Here is a 16,768-nt window from a genome sequence, read left to right as displayed (position 1 = left end):
GATGTTATCTCGACTGGAGGTCAGATCATCACAATGGAAATGTCGGACTATGCTTTACCTGTTTCAAGTATTGATCATTAAAACGACCGTTGAAAGCGAACTGTACCGCCCCAGGCATCGTTAACCGTATTGTCTCGCACATCGGCTTCGTAGCGTTTCCACTCACCGCCGAATTTGGTGTAGTTGATTTCCGGTGTGATGGTGAAGCCGGGAACGATCTGATAGGCGATGTTGGCCGCAGCTGCCGTCTTGCCCCAATCATCATGTGCGCCTTGCAGATTGAATGCCACCTTGTCGGTTGCCCTGAATTTCAAGCCGCCCCACACTGCCCAGTCTCCGCCCCACTGACCATACATCTGGTCCGGGTCGTCTTCAGACGAATATGCACCCTGTAGCCAGAGCGAAAAGCGGTCGGTCAGATTGACGTCGCCGCGGATCTTGGCCGCCCATTCCTCGATAACTGAATCATAAGCAACGACGCCGGCAATCGAGCCCCATCCGCCAGCATATTTCAGACCGCCGACGATATGCGGCACATAATCGTCAATGATGTAGTCGTGGTCATCGGGGTTTCTGTAGCCACCGTCATTGTCGCCGCCTTGTTCGAGAGCAATCACCGCCGAGAAGCCGCTGCTGCCTCCGAAAGTGTACGAAATTTTGCCGGTGCGATATGCACCAGCCGAGACCACATCGTCATGGATGATATCGCCCAGATAGCCGGTGAAGGTGTGGAATTCCGACTCGTCTATACCAACCCGTAGCCCACCCAACTCAATATAGGCGAACCGCAGGAGGACATTTGAATCCGCATCACGATATGCATCACTGACATCGGAATTGGTTGTCCAATAGTTGAAACGGGTTTCAGTAAAAGTCCTCAACGTGCCGTATTCGGTTTCCGAGGCTGTTGAAGTGCGAAGTGCAAAACGGGCGCTCTTGTTCCAGCCTTCGTGATCATTGCCGGAATAGATATCGTCACCGCCCATAATGTCATAACGGACATAACCGTGGATGCGCAGGCACGTTTCGGTGCCAGGGATATAGAAATAGCCCGCGCCATAGGCATCGCAAACACGCACATACTCAACGCCTTCCGGCTCTGGCGAGATGATTGCGTCGGCAGCATAGGATGAAAAGGAGATCATCGTCGCAGCCGTAGAGATCAGAACGGTCTTCATTTTCATAAGATTTGCCTCGATTCAGCGTGAATTTTGTGAGGCCATTTATACAGCGGCAACTTCTCATTCTCAACAAAGTCAAAAGTAATACATAAACTAATTGCTATAATGTTGCAGTAAAGATACAAATTTATATAATGTATAATAAATTATACTTTATTGTTATATCAATCGTATTTGCTTCAATAAATTCTATCCAGACAATAATTGGTAGGCTAATTATAAATTTCTCATTATTTTTCAAAAAGTTGCGATTTTTAGAATTTGACTGATGGTATAAACATTCATTTCAGAATGAGAGGGTGTAATCGTGCCTTGAGGGGCTCGTGTTTAGAAAAGAAGTATTATCAATGACATTTGACGCGGAAAAATTGACTTTGTTGCGGGATTTGATGGCAAATATACTTGTTTCCGCAAAAATATGGCGATCGCTCGCAAACGAGGCGTAGCTGGATCTTGGACTTGATTCGGGGATCGCGGCCTGCCTGTTCTGGATCGCGCATGTTGGGGACGGCGCCAAGCAGATCGATATCGCTACTGAAATGGGACTCACGGCTGCATCGCTGGTGCGGATGATCGATTCACTGGAGGCGCTTCAGCTTGCGCGTCGTGAGGTGGATGAAAACAACAGGCGGGCGAACCGGATCAGGTTGACTGAAGAGGGGCACCGTGTCGTTTCCATCATGCAAAAGCTCCTTGATGGCGTGCATCAGAAATTGTTCAGGGAGTTTGAGAGTACAGATATCGATACGGCCAACACTCTTTTGCGGCGTGTGATCAGCGAAAGAGCCTGATCACTGTCGGCCGTCGCGCGGCGGCCTGCGGCTTTGGTTCACGTTGACGTGTTGTCGTTCCTTCCCGCCGCAGTGTTGCTGCGCAGGCTTTTCCCGGCTTATTTGTTGCTGAATGTTGCTGACTTTCTTGTGGAAATATTCGGTTACAAAAAACAGGAAATACTCGTCGTGAAACAGTTATATTGTCTGCCAATAATAGCTGACTGCTAAACGACACGAGTCTGAATGAGTGTTCCTCCGCATATACTGATTGTCGATGATGACCCGGAAATTCGATCTCTTCTGTCTCGCTATATCAGCGAGCAGGGGTTTCGTGTTTCGGTGGCCGGTGATCGACGCGAATGTGAAAAGCGTCTTGCGGAGACGAACCCCAACCTGATCGTTCTCGATGTCATGTTGCCGGATGGTTCGGGCCTCGACATTTGCAGGCGGCTGAGGGATCGGGAGCCGAGCATTCCGGTCATTCTACTGACTGCCTTGAAGGAAGATGTGGACCGCATCATCGGTCTGGAAATCGGCGCGGATGATTATCTCGGCAAGCCGTTCAATCCGCGCGAGCTGACGGCGCGTATCAAAGCGGTATTGCGCCGTAGCCAGCATGTGGTGTTATCCCAGAACGATGATGTGACGATCTTCCATTTCGGCGTTTTCACGCTCGATCCTCAATTACGGGCCGTCACCAGGGACGACGGCGTCCAGCTTGAACTGACTGCGGCCGAATTTGACTTGTTGAAAGTGTTTGTGGAACGACCGGGTCGTCTGCTGTCACGCGATCAACTGCTCGATTTTACCCAGGGGCGCGGTCGCGGGCCGCTGGATCGCTCGATTGACGTGCTCATGAGCCGGTTGCGCCGCAAGCTGGATGACAGTCAGGCCGGAGATGTATTCAAAACCGTTCGCAATGGCGGCTACCAGCTGACGATCCCCGTCAAGACATCGGTCGTGAAGCGATGAACACATTGCGCAATCGCATCGCATTGTTGTTGATCTGCGCCATTGTCGCCGTCGTGGGACTTGCGACTTTTGCTGCATTTCGTGTGCTGAGCCCGCCACCGCGCGAGCTGGTCTCCGATCCATTGGCGCGCCAGATTATGCTGCTTGTTTCGCTGTTTGATAAAAACCCGAAGGAGGCGAACAAGCTTGGTTTCCGTCTTGAGAAGCAGCCGATCGACGTGGACGTCGATGAAAGAGGAACAAGTTTTATCTCGCGCGCACTGGCGGCGAATGGCAAGAACTGGCCCCTGATCGTCAGCCATGCGGATGCACCGCGGACGGAGAATGTTTCTGTCAAGCTTGGCGAAGAACAGTGGTTGATTCTGCAAATTCCGCAGATGGGTCCACCGGATGGCGCGGCCCAGGTGCTGACGTTGTGGATTTGCCTGATTGTTCTGGGCAGCGCGGCCATTTCATTGTTCGCCGCCGACAAAATCACCAAACCGCTGCGCCTGCTTGAAGGTGCGGTCAAGCGCATCGGACCAGATGGCGTGCTGCCGCTGATACCCGAAACCGGATCGGGCGAGGTGCGGGCGACTGCAAAGGCCATCAACCAGCTCTCCACCCGGCTTAAAACTGCAATGGAAAGCCGTATGCGGCTGGTGGCCGCCGCCGGTCACGATCTGCGGACACCGATGACACGCATGCGGCTTCGCGCCGAGTTCGTAACCGATGAGACCGAACGCGAAAAATGGCTGGCCGATCTGGAAGAACTCGATTCCATTGCCGATAGCGCGATCCGCCTCGTGCGCGAAGAAGTGGACAGCAATGGCGCGACGGAGATTTTGCAACTCGACCGCCTCGTGAGCGAACTGGTCAAGGAACTGCGGGCGATTGGCTATTCGGCAGAGTTGCAGGCGGTGAAAACCGTGCAGCCCATTTCGGTGCATGCGAACCCGATTGCGCTGACACGAGCACTGCGCAACCTGATGATCAATGCTGCAACCCATGGTCATCACGCGGTTGTGTCGAGTTTTGAGAAGAACGGCAAGGCAATCGTTTTTATAGAAGACAACGGTCCGGGCATTCCCGAGGAGATGATGGGACGCATCTTCGAGCCGTTTTTCCGGGTGGATGCGGGACGCCGCAAAATGCATCCCGGGGCCGGGCTTGGACTGGCTATCGCAAAGGAGATTATCGAACGCATGGGAGGGTGCATCGATATCGCCAACAAAACGCCGAACGGTATCACACAAACGGTGACGTTACCGATGGCAGACAAATCGCTCTATAAACAAGGTCTATAGTATGGTTCAGCCGCTGAATTCCCATCCCAAGTCCCGACGCCCCCTCCCAGGTGTGCGGTCTTTCGGAATGGCGCTGGCAGCCGCCTCGCTTTTGCTGGTGTCGGCCTGTTCGCAGGAGCAATCCCAGAATGCTGCCACCGGCGCTGTGCCCAAGCCGCAGGTCAGCGTTGTAACCCTGCAGCCGCAATCGGTATCAATCAATGCGGAAATGCCGGGACGTACGACAGCCTCGCTGGTGGCGGAAGTGAGGCCGCAGGTTGGCGGCATCATTCAGAAAAGATTGTTTACGGAAGGTGGCGAGGTCAAGGAGGGCGAAGTGCTCTACCAGATTGATCCCGCCAGCTATCAGGCTGCTTATGATAGCGCGGCGGCCGCTCTCCAGAGAGCGGAAGCCACCGTGCCAAGCGCGCAATCCATGGTGACGCGCTATCAGGGCCTGATCAAGCAGAACGCCGTCAGCAAGCAGGATCTCGACAATGCGATCGCTTCGCTCGCGCAAGCCAATGCCGATGTCGCAGCTGCCAAGGCGGCGCTTGATACAGCGCGGATCAATCTTGATTATACGTCGATCAAGGCGCCCATCGGGGGACGCATTGACCGGTCAACCCTGACGCCGGGCGCACTGGTGACGGCCAGCCAGGATACGGCGCTGACCACGATCCGCACCCTTGACCCGATCAATGTCGATGTGACGCAATCAAGCACCAATCTTCTCAATCTGCGTCAGGCCATTCAGGACGGTCGCATCAAGATCAGCGGCGAGAACGTCACTGTTCGCCTCAAGCTGGAGAATGGCGCGATCTATCCGCTGTCGGGCAAGCTGGAATTCGCCGAATCCGCAGTCAGCGAAACGACGGGTACCTTTACGCTTCGCGCAACATTCCCCAATCCGGATCGGCTGCTGCTGCCGGGCATGTTCGTTCGCGCGCTGGTTGAAGAAGGGGTCGCTCCTGACAGTTTTGTCGTGCCCCAGCGCGGGGTGTCTCGCAACGCCAAGGGTGAACCGACCGGTCTGTTCGTCAATGCTGAAAACAAGGTTGAAGAGCGGGTACTGGAGGTGCGCCAGAGTGTCGGCAACAATTGGCTGGTCAGCAGCGGTGTTGCTGCCGGGGACCGGATCATTGTTGAAGGCTCGCAGCTCGTCCGCGCCGGTCAGGATGTTGAGCCGGTGGATGTGACGGTCGACGAGACGACGGGTGAGGTCCGCGAGCGCAAGCAGGCCCAGGCGGCGGAAGGCTCTGCCACCCAGCTTGCTCAGGATCAGGCAGGCAGCGCGGCGGTGAAGGAATAGACCATGTCGAATTTCTTCATCAACCGGCCCAATTTCGCTTGGGTTATCGCGATCGTCATCATGCTTGGCGGTCTGTTGGCCCTCAATTCCCTGTCCATCTCGCAATATCCGCAGATCGCGCCGACGACGGTGCGCATCAGCGCCACCTATGCGGGTGCGGATGCCGAAACGGTCGAAAACTCGGTCACCAAGGTGATCGAGCAAGGCATGACCGGCATCGATAATCTGGACTATATGACGGCCAACTCGACCTCGACAGGCTCGGCAACAATCACGCTGACCTTCACCAGCGCCGCCGATCCCGACGTGGCGCAGATGCAGGTTCAGAACAAGCTGCAGCTCGTCCAGTCACAGCTGCCGGAAATCGTGCAGAGCACCGGGATCACGGTCAGCAAGTCGTCCGATAGCTTTTTGATGGTCATCGGCTTTGTTTCGACCGATGAGAAGCTGACGGCGAACGATCTCGCCGACTATATTGACAGCACGCTCAACGATACGCTGAAGCGCGTTGAAGGCGTTGGCGATACCCGCATTTTCGGCGCCGGTTACGCCATGCGTATCTGGCTGGATCCCGACAAGCTCACGAAATACGCGCTCATGCCGAGTGATGTTACCGCAGCCATCGAAGCGCAGAACACGCAGGTTTCGGCAGGTCAGCTCGGTGCGATACCCGCTCAACAAGGCCAGCAGCTTAATGCGACTGTGACAGCCCAGAGCCGCCTTCAGACGCCGGAACAGTTCCGCAATATCATTTTGAAGAGCACCACCGATGGCTCTCTGGTGCGGCTGAACGATGTGGCCCGCGTGGAACTGGGTTCGGAAAGCTATACGAGTAAATCCAGCTATAATGGCATGCCTTCGGGCGCCATCGGCATTTATCTTGCCACCGGCGCCAATGCGATCAGCACCGCCGAAGGCGTGCAGGCGGCCATCGGCAATCTGCAAGAGACGCTCCCGGCGGGTGTTGAGGTCGTTTATCCTTATGACACGACGCCATTCGTGCGTCTGTCCATCGAGGAAGTGATCAAGACGCTTGTTGAAGCAATTGTTCTCGTCTTCGTCGTGATGCTGGTGTTCCTCCAGAATATCCGCGCGACGCTTATCCCGACACTTGCCGTTCCGGTGGTTCTGCTTGGCACTTTCGGGGTGCTGGCGATCTTCGGTTATTCCGTCAATACGCTGACCATGTTCGCCATGGTGCTGGCCATCGGCCTTCTGGTGGATGACGCGATTGTCGTTGTGGAAAACGTCGAGCGCGTGATGGAGGAGGAAGGGCTTCCACCAAGAGAAGCCACGATCAAATCCATGGGCGAGATCACCGGCGCACTGATCGGTATCGCGACGGTTCTCTCGGCGGTGTTTATTCCGATGGCCTTCTTCGGAGGCTCGGTCGGCGTTATCTATCGCCAGTTTTCGGTGACCATCGTATCGGCGATGATCCTGTCGGTGGTGGTCGCGCTAATCCTGACACCGGCACTATGCGCCACGCTTTTGAAGCCGGTTCACGGTCACGCGAAACAGCGCGGAATTTCGGGCTGGTTCAATCGCGGTTTTGACCGCACGACGAACGCCTATCGCAGCGGCGTCAGCGGAATTCTCTCACGTTCGTTGCGCTTCCTGGTGATTTTCGTGTTGATCGTTATAGCCATGGGCTGGCTGTTCAACCGTTTGCCAAGCTCGTTCCTGCCGGAAGAAGATCAGGGCACGCTTATGACCAGCGTTCAGCTCCCCGTAGGAGCAACGCAGGACCGTACCGAGCGCGTCATGAAGCAGGTTACGGATTTCTATCTCAATCAGGAGAAGGATGCCGTCGAAGGCGTCATGAGCGTCATCGGCTTCGGTTATGGCGGGCAGGGACAGAATGTTGGTCTTGCTTTTGTGCGCCTGAAAGATTTCGAAACGCGCAAGACTGCTGATCTCTCGGCAAGCGCTGTTGCCGGACGCGCCATGAAATACTTCTCGACAATCCGCGACGGTAAGGTCTTTGCGCTTGCGCCGCCTGCCATTCAGGGCATGGGCAATTCGAGCGGCTTCGATTTCTTCCTTCAGGATGTCAATGGCGTGGGCCATGCCAAGTTGATCGAGGCGCGCAACCAGTTGCTGGCGCTCGCCGGCAAGAGCAGTCTTTTGTCCGGCACCCGCCCGAACGGGCAGGAAGACTCGCCGGAATTCGGCATTAATATCGACCAGGAAAAAGCGAGCGCGCTCGGTGTTTCGCTGGCCGATATCAACAGCACGCTCTCCACCGCCTGGGGTAGCGCCTATGTCAACGATTTCATCGACCGGGGCCGCATCAAGCCGGTCTATATCCAGGGTGACAGCGCGTTCCGCATGCAGCCGGAAGATCTGGCCAAATGGCAGGTTCGCAATTCGGCTGGAACCATGGTGCCGTTCTCGGCCTTCGCGACTGGTTACTGGAAATACGGTTCGCCCCGACTGGAGCGCTATAACGGTTCGTCCGCTGTGGAAATTCAGGGTGCTGCCGCTGAAGGTGTCAGCTCTGGCGTCGCCATGGATGAAATCGACAATCTGATGAAGCAATTGCCTTCAGGCTTTGCGCATGAATGGACCGGGCTTTCCTATCAGGAGCAGCTGTCCGGCAATCAGGCTGCGTCCCTCTATGCAATTTCGGTTCTGGTGGTCTTCTTGTGCCTCGTGGCGCTCTATGAAAGCTGGTCGATCCCGTTTGCGGTCATGCTGTCGGTGCCGATCGGTATTTTCGGCGCGCTGCTTGGGGCAACATTGTTTGGCCAAAGCAACGACGTCTATTTCAAGGTCGGCCTTCTGACGACCATCGGGCTTGCCGCCAAAAATGCCATTCTGATCGTTGAATTTGCGATAGAGCGGCAAGCGGCCGGTATGGGGCTGGTTGAGGCGACATTGGAAGCCTCAAAACAGCGCCTGCGACCGATCCTGATGACATCCTTCGCCTTCATTCTGGGCGTTACGCCACTGGCCATTGCAAGCGGTGCCGGTTCCGGTGCACAGAACGCAATTGGTATCGGCGTTATGGGTGGGATGATCGCTGCAACCGTGGTAGGTGTCTTCCTTGTTCCGCTGCTCTTCGTGACCGTTCGACGCGTGTTCAAGGGCAAATCCAGTCAAACTCAACCGGTGTCGCCGCAGACGCAGACGGAAACAAACCATGACGACAAGTGATCTTACCCGCATTGCAGCGACTTTTGACCATAAGCCCTGCACCAGACAGGATCAGCGTGTCCGCCGCTATCTGAAGGTATTGGGAACCTTGTGTCTCGTCGCCACCGTCAGTGGTTGTGTGGTCGGGCCGGATTATCAGTCACCCTTGATCAACATGCCTTCCAGCTGGGGCAACAAGAAGCAGCAAAAGCCGGCCAAGCCAGCAGAGCTGGCCGAATGGTGGAAGCGGCTCAACGATCCATTGCTCGATGCTTTTGTGGAAGAAGCGGTTGCGGGCAATCTGGACGTTGCAACCGCCAAGGCGCGTGTGCGTGAGGCGCGTGCAACCTATCGCCAGTCGGTCGGTACATTGCTGCCATCACTGGATGGTTCCGCTTCGGCGACCCGCAGCAGGACCGGCTCTTCGGTGGATGGCGCTGCTAGCACCAGCAACCAGTTCCAGGGCGGACTGGATGCAAGCTGGGAAATTGATCTGTTCGGTGCCAACCGCCGGTCGGTGGAAGCTGCGAAATACGGTATGGACGCCTCGGAAGAAGACCTGCGCAACACGCTCGTGACGCTGATCGGCGATGTGACGACCAACTATGTCGAAGCTCGCGGTTATCAGGCTCGTATCGCTCTGGCCCGACGGACTGCCGCTTCACAGCGCGAGACGGCGACATTGACGCGCAACAAGTTCGAGGCAGGCGCGTCCTCGGCGGTCGATCTTTCCAACGCATCGGGGCAGGCTGCGTCGACGGAAGCGAATATTCCTGATCTTGAAGCCGGCTATGCAGCTTCCGTGCATCGCCTGTCCGTGCTGACCGGTCGTGCACCCGCGGCGCTTGCCGACCGCATGAAAAAGGTCAAGGCGATCCCCAAGCCGAAGCTGCCGATGCCCACCGGCATTCCGGCAGACATTCTGCTGTCTCGCCCGGATGTGCGGTTGGCCGAACGTCAATATGCGCAATACACGGCCAAGGTTGGTCAGGCGGAAGCAGCCCGTTATCCGGGCCTCAGCCTCACCGGTGACATTGCGACATCGGCCACCAAGATCGGCGATCTTGGCAAAAGCTCGTCGATCAGCTGGTCATTCGGGCCAAGCCTCTCGGTTCCGATCTTCAATGGCGGTCAGCTCAAGGCGGCGGTCGAGCTGGCGGAAGCGCAGCGCGACCAGTATTTCATCGCCTATCGTTCTTCGATCCTGACCGGGCTTGAAGAAGTTGAAAATGCGATCGTGTCGCTGGCGCAGGAGCGCATCAAGTCTTCCAAGCTTGCAACCTCTGCTGGCCATTATCGCGAAGCGGCGTCGCTTGGACGTTCGCTCTATCAGTCGGGAACGCAGAGTTTCCTCGATCTTCTGGAAGCGCAGCGTTCGCTCTATTCGGCAGAAGATTCGCTGATCGCCAGCCAGGTTCTGATCACGACCGATTATATCGCGCTCAACAAGGCGCTTGGCGGCGGCTGGAGCGGCGCTATCGAAGTCTCCAAACCGGAAGTAGTGGATGTGAATACGGGTCCGCGTCTTCCGAAGAGAAAAGCGGTGGCAACAGCCGCCAACAACTAAACGTAAATCCGGTCATCCGGCCCCTTCACCCGGATTGGCGGTCTTATTCCGGCATCTGTTTTCAGCCTAGCAAGCGGGCCAGAGCAGATGCCGGAGTTGAAAAGATTGCTGGCAATTATAGATTTTTAGTGGATTTTTCGAATATGACACTTGATCATGCGGCCCGTCTGGCCGGTTTCAGAGGTCACATTCAATCCACGAGCATATGCAAGGTTCCCTGAATGCGCTTTAAACGTCTCGTCGTCACGATCGCAGCCATTATCGCTGTGGCCGTATGCGGATATTTTTACTGGCGCAGCCAATCAGGATCACAATCGCAGTCGATCATGACTGTCGCTGCGGCGCGTAGCGACATTGAGGTCACGGTGCTCGCCACGGGAACCGTCAAGCCGGTCCGTCTGGTTGCTGTCGGTGCGCAGGCATCGGGCCGCATCACGTCGGTGAAAGTCAAGCTCGGACAGACCGTCAAGACGAATGATCTCATTGCCGAGATCGACTCCACGACGCAGAAAAACGATCTGCGGACGTCCGAGGCGTCGCTCGCCAACATGCAGGCACAGCTCAAGGAAAAGCAGGCAACGCTGATATTGAACCAGCAGACCCTTACGCGCCAGAAATCCATGCTGGCCAAACATGCCGTATCGCAGGCCGATTACGACACAGCTGCCGCCGATCTGAATGTCACACAGGCGCAGATTGAATCGATCAAGGCGCAGATCAAGGAAGCCGAAGTCGCCGTCGAGACCGCCAGAGCCAATCTCGGCTATACGCAGATCACCGCGCCGATTGAGGGAACCGTTCTTTCCATCGTCAGCCAGGAAGGCCAGACGGTCAACGCAACGCAATCCGCGCCGACCATCGTCATTCTCGGCCAGCTCGACCGGATGACGGTTTATACGGAAATTTCCGAAGCCGATATCGTCCGGGTCAAACCGGGCCTGCCGCTTTATTTCACGGTGCTTGGCGATCAGGATCGTCGCTATGAGGCGAAGCTGGAATCGGTGGAACCGGCGCCGGAATCGATCAAGAGCGACAGCAGTTTCAGTTCTTCAAGCTCGACATCGACATCATCGTCGAGCAGCACCTCGTCGGAAGCGATCTATTATAACGGCCTTTTCACCGTCCCGAATGACGACGGGCATCTACGCACCTATATGACGGCGGAAGTCCATATCGTTCTTGGTCAGGAAAAGAACGCCCTGACCATTCCATCGTCCGCGTTGGGCGCGCCCGATGCGGATGGCCGCTACACGGTGCGGGTGGTGGATGACAAGGGCGAGATCACACGCAAAAAGATCGAGATCGGCTTGAACAACAAGGTGATGGTTCAGGTGAAATCCGGCCTTGATGAAGGCGATCGCGTCATCAGTGGCGAATTGGCGGCAGGCTCCGCAGCGGGCTCCGGCTCGGGCGGCCGTCGCGGCCCGCCGATGGGCTTCTGATCATGACGGAACCGTTGATCCGTCTCAGAAAAGTCCGGCGGGAATATCCGTCTGGTGACAGCTCTATCGCGGTCCTCAAAGACATCGACCTCACCATCGAAGCTGGTGAGATGGTGGCGATTGTCGGTGCGTCGGGGTCGGGCAAGTCCACGCTGATGAATATTCTTGGCTGTCTGGATCGTCCCACTTCCGGCAGCTACGAAATCAACGGGCGAGAAACCGCCTCCATGGATGTCGATGAGCTGGCCGCGCTGAGGCGCGAGCATTTCGGCTTTATTTTCCAGCGTTATCATCTGCTGCCCGAGTTGACGGCAGTCGGCAATGTCGAGATACCGGCAATCTATGCCGGGATTGATCCGTCAACGCGCGCCAAACGCGCCGGGGCCTTGCTGACACGTCTTGGCATGGGCGACCGGATGCATCACCGTCCGGGCCAGCTTTCGGGCGGCCAGCAACAGCGCGTATCCATTGCGCGTGCTCTGATGAATGATGCCAGCCTCATTCTGGCCGACGAGCCGACAGGCGCTCTCGACAAGCACAGTGGCGAAGAGGTGCTGCGCATTCTGGGCGAGCTGCATGCCGAGGGGCGCACGGTCATCATCGTCACCCATGATATGTCGATTGCCAGCAAGGCAGAACGCATCATCGAGATCAGCGATGGCGAGATCATTGCCGACCGTCCGGTGGAAAAGACCGAGATTGTCGAAAGCACCGTCAATACCGACGACGCAGCGTCGGCCCGCAAGCGTACATTGTCGCTCTACGGGTTGATGGGGTCTATCCGCGAAGCCTTTCTGATGGCTTTGCTTTCAATGCGGGCGCACAAGCTGCGCACTTTCCTGACCATGCTTGGCATCATCATCGGCATTGCTTCGGTCGTCAGCGTGGTGGCGCTTGGGCGCGGCTCGCAGGAGCGGGTGCTGGCCAATATTTCCAGTCTCGGCACCAACACGCTGGAGATTTTCGCGGGTAAGGATTTTGGCGATGTGCGATCGGGTAAAATCACCACGCTGGTGGTTTCCGACGCAATAGAACTGTCCAAACAGCCCTATGTTGCTGCCGCAACGCCAACGGTGTCCACGAGCAGCACGGTGCGTTTTGGCTCGCAGGAGTCCAATGCACTGGTGAACGGCGTCAGCGAACAGTATTTTGTTGCCAAGGGCAGCAAGATTGCCGATGGGCAATTCTTCGACCACGAGAGCGTGCGGACCACTGCGCCGGATGTCGTGATCGACCAGAACACCAAGAACGCCCTGTTTGCCGATATCAATCCGGTCGGGCAGGTGCTCTTGATCGGCAATGTTCCGGCGCGAATTGTCGGCGTGATGGAGCCACAGCAGGGCGGTTTTGGCTCCAACCAGAACCTGTCGCTTTATCTGCCATATACGACCGTTCAGGCGCGGTTTCTGGGCAGCAATTCACTGCGCAGCATCACCCTGCAGGTCAAAGACGGGATTGACACGGCGCTGGCTGAACAGTCAGTCACCGAATTTCTGTTGCAACGCCACGGCACCAAGGATTTTTATATCCTGAACACCGACGATATTCGCAAGACGATCACCAGCACGACCCAGACGCTGACGCTTCTGGTGGCGGCAATTGCCATCATCTCGCTGATTGTCGGCGGCATCGGGGTGATGAATATCATGCTCGTCACCGTCTCCGAGCGTGTTTCGGAAATCGGGGTGCGCATGGCGGTCGGCGGACGGCAGAGCGATATTTTGCAGCAGTTTCTGATCGAAGCCGTGCTCGTCTGCCTGATCGGTGGTGTTCTGGGTATCTTGACGGCGCTTGGCTTCGGTTTGCTGTTCAGCCTGATCAGCTCGAATTTCAGCCTGATCTATTCGACCACGTCGATTGTCGCGGCCTTCCTGTGTTCGACGCTGATTGGTGTCGTATTCGGTTATCTCCCGGCGCGAAACGCTTCACAGCTCGATCCGGTGATTGCGCTTTCAAAGGGATAAGCGCCGCCAGAAGGCGGCGCTTTATCGGTTATTCAGGCGTTGAGCGTCGTGACGATCAGTTCATGATCGGAAATCGCAGCGCCGTCCTTGTCGATGGCTGCGATGGTTTGCGGTTCTTGTGCCGTGAAACCGCGTGTGAAAATCCAGTCCAGCCGGGCAAAAGGCGGTTGTGGCGTTCCATCCGGGCGGATGCGCTGCGTCTGCGCAAAATCGTTGGCCGCTTCCCAGTCATAGCCCTTTTGCGCGAGCGCATCGAACAGCGGCTCGAACTGGGCCGGGTCGCGGGTTCCGTCCGGCAGGGCATTGGTGTTGAAATCGCCGCCGATTACGACCGGCAGATCTCCGGCCAGCTTGTCGATAGCGTCGAGCAGACGGATAGTCTGGCGTGCACGGTCTTCCGCGTCACTCTTGCTTTCGAGATGCGCCGCGACGGCAATAATTGGTCCGCTCGCGGTCTGTATACGCGTGGCAATAGCCATACGGCTGCCGAAGCGACCCTGGCCGTCGGTTTCATCGGTCCACCAGAACCCGCCATCGTCCAGACGAATGAGTGCGGCGTCGAGCAAAGGCAGGCGGCTCAGCACCGCATTGCCGTGAAAGCCGATGGAGTTCGTCTCGTGTTTATGCCATTCGCGTTCGCGCGGATCGCCGAGGCCCATTTCCACAAACTCGACGCCATAGGCGTAGGACATGCCAAGATCACGGGCGAGATCGGCCACCGTATGCCGGTTGCCGGAGCGGGCCATGCCGATATCGGCTTCCGTCAGCAACACGATATCGGGCTGGTGCACGGCCAGAAGTGCGACGGAACCGGTGTGGTATTTGAGGCGCTCGGCATTCCATGCCGCGATGGAGAGTGAGGCGGTCTTGTCTGTTGGCGCTGTGGCGTCATGCAGGCGGACCTCAACGGATGACAATGAGGGAAGCTGAGCGATCAGCCGGTCATGTTCTTCCATCGTCGGCGCTGCCTGTCGCGCATCGTCCCAAAAGGAGGACGTCGGCACCTCAAGCGCTTCGACGGGTTGTGTCACGATGGACCGATCATCGCCAGCGCGGGCAGAAAAAAGCGGTTCCGTGAATGGAGATTGATGGTTCATCGCTGTTCTCACGCAAATGTGGTGGTCTTGGCTGCGGCAGAGCTGTTGGCGGCGGTGTCGATCATTGCGCCGGTTTCAGCCGAATAGAGGTGGATCGCCTGCGGATCAATCTCGATACCCACCCGTTCACCGGTTTTGAGATCGGCGGCCTCGGTCAGTGCGATGGCAAAGAGCGTCCCGTCGAGATCAGCATGGACCACGCGGCTCGCACCCAGCTCTTCGACAAAGTCGGTGGTGGCTATCAATGCACCCGGTTTTTCGGGCGAGACGAGGCGTGTCGATTCGGCACGAATGCCAAGCACCACGCGTTGTCCTGCCAGCATATTCACTTTCGCAGGTGGTACGGCAACCGACTGTCCGCCATTGAGAACGAGTACGCCGTTCTCGCCAACTTTGCCTTCCAGCAGATTCATTGACGGCGTGCCGACGAAATTGGCCACAAAGCGACTTGCTGGCCGATGATAGACCTCGGCAGGCGTGCCCACCTGTTCTACCTTGCCGGCATTCATGACGATGATCCTGTCGGCAAGCGTCATGGCTTCATGCTGATCATGTGTCACGAAAATCGACGTCGCACCGAGCTTGCGGTGCAGCCGACGAATTTCAGAACGCATCGCGATACGCAATTTGGCATCGAGGTTGGAGAGCGGTTCGTCGAACAGGAAGACCTTCGGCTCGCGGATCATGGCGCGGCCCATGGCGACGCGCTGGCGTTGCCCGCCTGACAAAGCGGCAGGCCGCCGGTCCAGAAAGGCTTCCAGTCCAAGGGTCTTTGCCACATCGGCGATACGCTGGTTACGCTCGGCCTTTGAAACGCCGGAAACCTTGAGCGCATAGCCGATGTTCTGCGCCACGGTCATGTGGGGGTAGAGGGCGTAGTTCTGAAAAACCATGGCGCAACCGCGTGCGCGGGGTTCCATCTGGTTGACGACCGTGCCGTCAATCGCGATTTCACCGCCAGTAATTTCTTCCAGCCCGGCGACCATGCGCAGAAGCGTGGATTTTCCGCACCCTGACGGCCCGAGAATAACGATGAATTCGCCGGATTTGATTTCGAGGTCGACGCCGTGAACGACTGCGTTTTTGCCGTAGCTCTTCTTTACGCCGCGAATGGAGATCGGTGCCAAGAGAGTATCCTTTATTTCTCGGTGGAGATAAGGCCGCGCACGAACCAGCGTTGCATCAGAATGACGAGGATCAGCGGTGGCGACATGATGATGAGAGTTCCGGCCATGGCGACATTCCAGTCGGGCAGGCCGAATTCGGAGGGAATAAGTGTCTTGAGCTGCGTGACGGCGATGCCGAATTTAGGATCGGTGGTGATCAGCAGCGGCCAGAGATATTGGTTCCATGCCCAGACGAACATGATCGTGAAAAGCGCGATCATATTGGGCCGCGACAGGGGCAGCAGCACATCCTTGAAAAAACGGATGGCACCTGCACCGTCCATCTTGGTTGCTTCTGCAAGTTCATCGGGAACCGTGAGATAAAACTGGCGATAGAGGAATGTACCGGTTGCCGTTGCGACAAGCGGAAGGACAAGGCCGGTATAGGAGTTCAACAGACCCCATTCGAGCTTGATTTCGATGCCGAAGATATGCGCGAACAACCATGAAATGCCGGAATAATCGAAGATTGTCTGGAATGGCTGCAAGGCGTTGGCGGCAATCGAGTAGGTGGGCACGATGCGCACTTCCAGCGGCAGCATCAAAGTGATGAAGATGATCCAGAAGATGAACTGGCGTCCGCGAAAGCGGAAATAGACGATCGAAAAAGCCGCCATGGCTGAAAGGATCACTTTTCCCGCCGCAACAGCGGCGGCGAAAATAAGGCTGTTGAGCAGCTTGGTGCCGAGATCCGCACGCGCCCATGCGGTCTGGATGTTTTCCCAGAAATGGGTGCTCGGCGTCAGCGGCATAGGCACTGTGTTGACGGCTGCGATGTCGAGCGTCGATGCAATGATGACGATTGCGAATGGCAGCAGCGCGATGATGAGCCCGAGCACCAGAATCGCGTAGCAGATGAAATTGAAGACGGGGGTGCGTTCGATCATGATC

At 56.8% G+C, this 16,768-nt stretch carries 12 protein-coding genes; 8 read left to right on the top strand and 4 right to left on the bottom strand.

Annotated elements, in window-relative coordinates; all coding sequences use genetic code 11:
- Positions 1-77: 77 nt before the first annotated feature.
- Positions 78-1,184, bottom strand: coding sequence for a porin (locus FHW03_RS11525; protein WP_182520743.1), 1,107 nt, complete (start codon positions 1,182-1,184; stop codon positions 78-80).
- Between the two features lie 443 nt (positions 1,185-1,627).
- On the opposite strand from FHW03_RS11525, the gene FHW03_RS11520 reads away from it, so the two are divergent.
- From FHW03_RS11520 to FHW03_RS11485, 8 genes are all read left to right on the top strand, one after another.
- Positions 1,628-1,972: a MarR family transcriptional regulator gene (locus tag FHW03_RS11520; protein WP_182520854.1), complete on the top strand. Its 345-nt coding sequence runs from the start codon at positions 1,628-1,630 to the stop codon at positions 1,970-1,972.
- Positions 1,973-2,197: 225 nt separating this feature from the next.
- On the top strand, positions 2,198-2,926 hold the full coding sequence (locus tag FHW03_RS11515; protein ID WP_182520742.1) for a response regulator: 729 nt from the start codon (positions 2,198-2,200) through the stop codon (positions 2,924-2,926).
- Entirely contained in the window at positions 2,923-4,212 is a 1,290-nt protein-coding gene (locus FHW03_RS11510) for an ATP-binding protein (protein WP_182520741.1), read from the top strand. Before FHW03_RS11515 ends, FHW03_RS11510 begins: the two co-directional genes overlap by 4 nt.
- A gap of 67 nt (positions 4,213-4,279) precedes the next feature.
- Entirely contained in the window at positions 4,280-5,503 is a 1,224-nt protein-coding gene (locus FHW03_RS11505) for an efflux RND transporter periplasmic adaptor subunit (protein WP_377514647.1), read from the top strand.
- Positions 5,504-5,506: 3 nt separating this feature from the next.
- Entirely contained in the window at positions 5,507-8,662 is a 3,156-nt protein-coding gene (locus tag FHW03_RS11500; protein WP_182520739.1) for an efflux RND transporter permease subunit, read from the top strand.
- Complete coding sequence (locus tag FHW03_RS11495; RefSeq protein ID WP_182520738.1) at positions 8,649-10,208, top strand: efflux transporter outer membrane subunit; 1,560 nt, start codon at positions 8,649-8,651, stop codon at positions 10,206-10,208. The genes FHW03_RS11500 and FHW03_RS11495 overlap by 14 nt, the downstream gene beginning before the upstream one ends.
- A gap of 221 nt (positions 10,209-10,429) precedes the next feature.
- On the top strand, positions 10,430-11,650 hold the full coding sequence (locus tag FHW03_RS11490; protein WP_182520737.1) for an efflux RND transporter periplasmic adaptor subunit: 1,221 nt from the start codon (positions 10,430-10,432) through the stop codon (positions 11,648-11,650).
- A gap of 2 nt (positions 11,651-11,652) precedes the next feature.
- Positions 11,653-13,614: a MacB family efflux pump subunit gene (locus tag FHW03_RS11485; RefSeq protein WP_182520736.1), complete on the top strand. Its 1,962-nt coding sequence runs from the start codon at positions 11,653-11,655 to the stop codon at positions 13,612-13,614.
- 32 nt (positions 13,615-13,646) lie between these two features.
- On the opposite strand, the gene FHW03_RS11480 is transcribed toward FHW03_RS11485, so the two are convergent.
- The 3 genes from FHW03_RS11480 to FHW03_RS11470 are packed head-to-tail and all read right to left on the bottom strand — an operon-like array spanning position 13,647 to position 16,764.
- Complete coding sequence (locus FHW03_RS11480; RefSeq protein ID WP_182520735.1) at positions 13,647-14,711, bottom strand: endonuclease/exonuclease/phosphatase family protein; 1,065 nt, start codon at positions 14,709-14,711, stop codon at positions 13,647-13,649.
- 8 nt (positions 14,712-14,719) lie between these two features.
- A complete protein-coding gene (ugpC, locus tag FHW03_RS11475) occupies positions 14,720-15,838 on the bottom strand; it encodes a sn-glycerol-3-phosphate ABC transporter ATP-binding protein UgpC (RefSeq protein ID WP_182520734.1) in 1,119 nt (372 codons plus the stop codon).
- Positions 15,839-15,849: 11 nt separating this feature from the next.
- Positions 15,850-16,764 carry an ABC transporter permease subunit gene (locus FHW03_RS11470; protein WP_182520733.1) on the bottom strand — a complete coding sequence of 305 codons (915 nt, stop codon included), beginning with the start codon at positions 16,762-16,764 and terminating at the stop codon, positions 15,850-15,852.
- Positions 16,765-16,768: the final 4 nt, after the last annotated feature.

Source organism: Ochrobactrum sp. RH2CCR150 (assembly GCA_014138095.1).
Lineage (GTDB): Bacteria > Pseudomonadota > Alphaproteobacteria > Rhizobiales > Rhizobiaceae > Brucella > Brucella gambitense.
Note: the sequence above shows the minus strand (reverse complement) of the source record. Positions and strands in the feature narration are given on the sequence as shown.

Excerpts from the sequence above, each read along its gene's own strand:
- FHW03_RS11495 (WP_182520738.1), top strand. The coding sequence starts at position 8,649 with ATGACGACAAGTGATCTTACCCGCATTGCAGCGACTTTTGACCATAAG.
- FHW03_RS11485 (WP_182520736.1), top strand. The coding sequence starts at position 11,653 with ATGACGGAACCGTTGATCCGTCTCAGAAAAGTCCGGCGGGAATATCCG.
- FHW03_RS11505 (WP_377514647.1), top strand. The coding sequence starts at position 4,280 with ATGGCGCTGGCAGCCGCCTCGCTTTTGCTGGTGTCGGCCTGTTCGCAG.
- FHW03_RS11510 (WP_182520741.1), top strand. The coding sequence starts at position 2,923 with ATGAACACATTGCGCAATCGCATCGCATTGTTGTTGATCTGCGCCATT.
- FHW03_RS11480 (WP_182520735.1), bottom strand. The coding sequence starts at position 14,711 with ATGAACCATCAATCTCCATTCACGGAACCGCTTTTTTCTGCCCGCGCT.
- FHW03_RS11525 (WP_182520743.1), bottom strand. The coding sequence starts at position 1,184 with ATGAAAATGAAGACCGTTCTGATCTCTACGGCTGCGACGATGATCTCC.
- FHW03_RS11515 (WP_182520742.1), top strand. The coding sequence starts at position 2,198 with ATGAGTGTTCCTCCGCATATACTGATTGTCGATGATGACCCGGAAATT.
- FHW03_RS11490 (WP_182520737.1), top strand. The coding sequence starts at position 10,430 with ATGCGCTTTAAACGTCTCGTCGTCACGATCGCAGCCATTATCGCTGTG.
- FHW03_RS11470 (WP_182520733.1), bottom strand. The coding sequence starts at position 16,764 with ATGATCGAACGCACCCCCGTCTTCAATTTCATCTGCTACGCGATTCTG.
- FHW03_RS11500 (WP_182520739.1), top strand. The coding sequence starts at position 5,507 with ATGTCGAATTTCTTCATCAACCGGCCCAATTTCGCTTGGGTTATCGCG.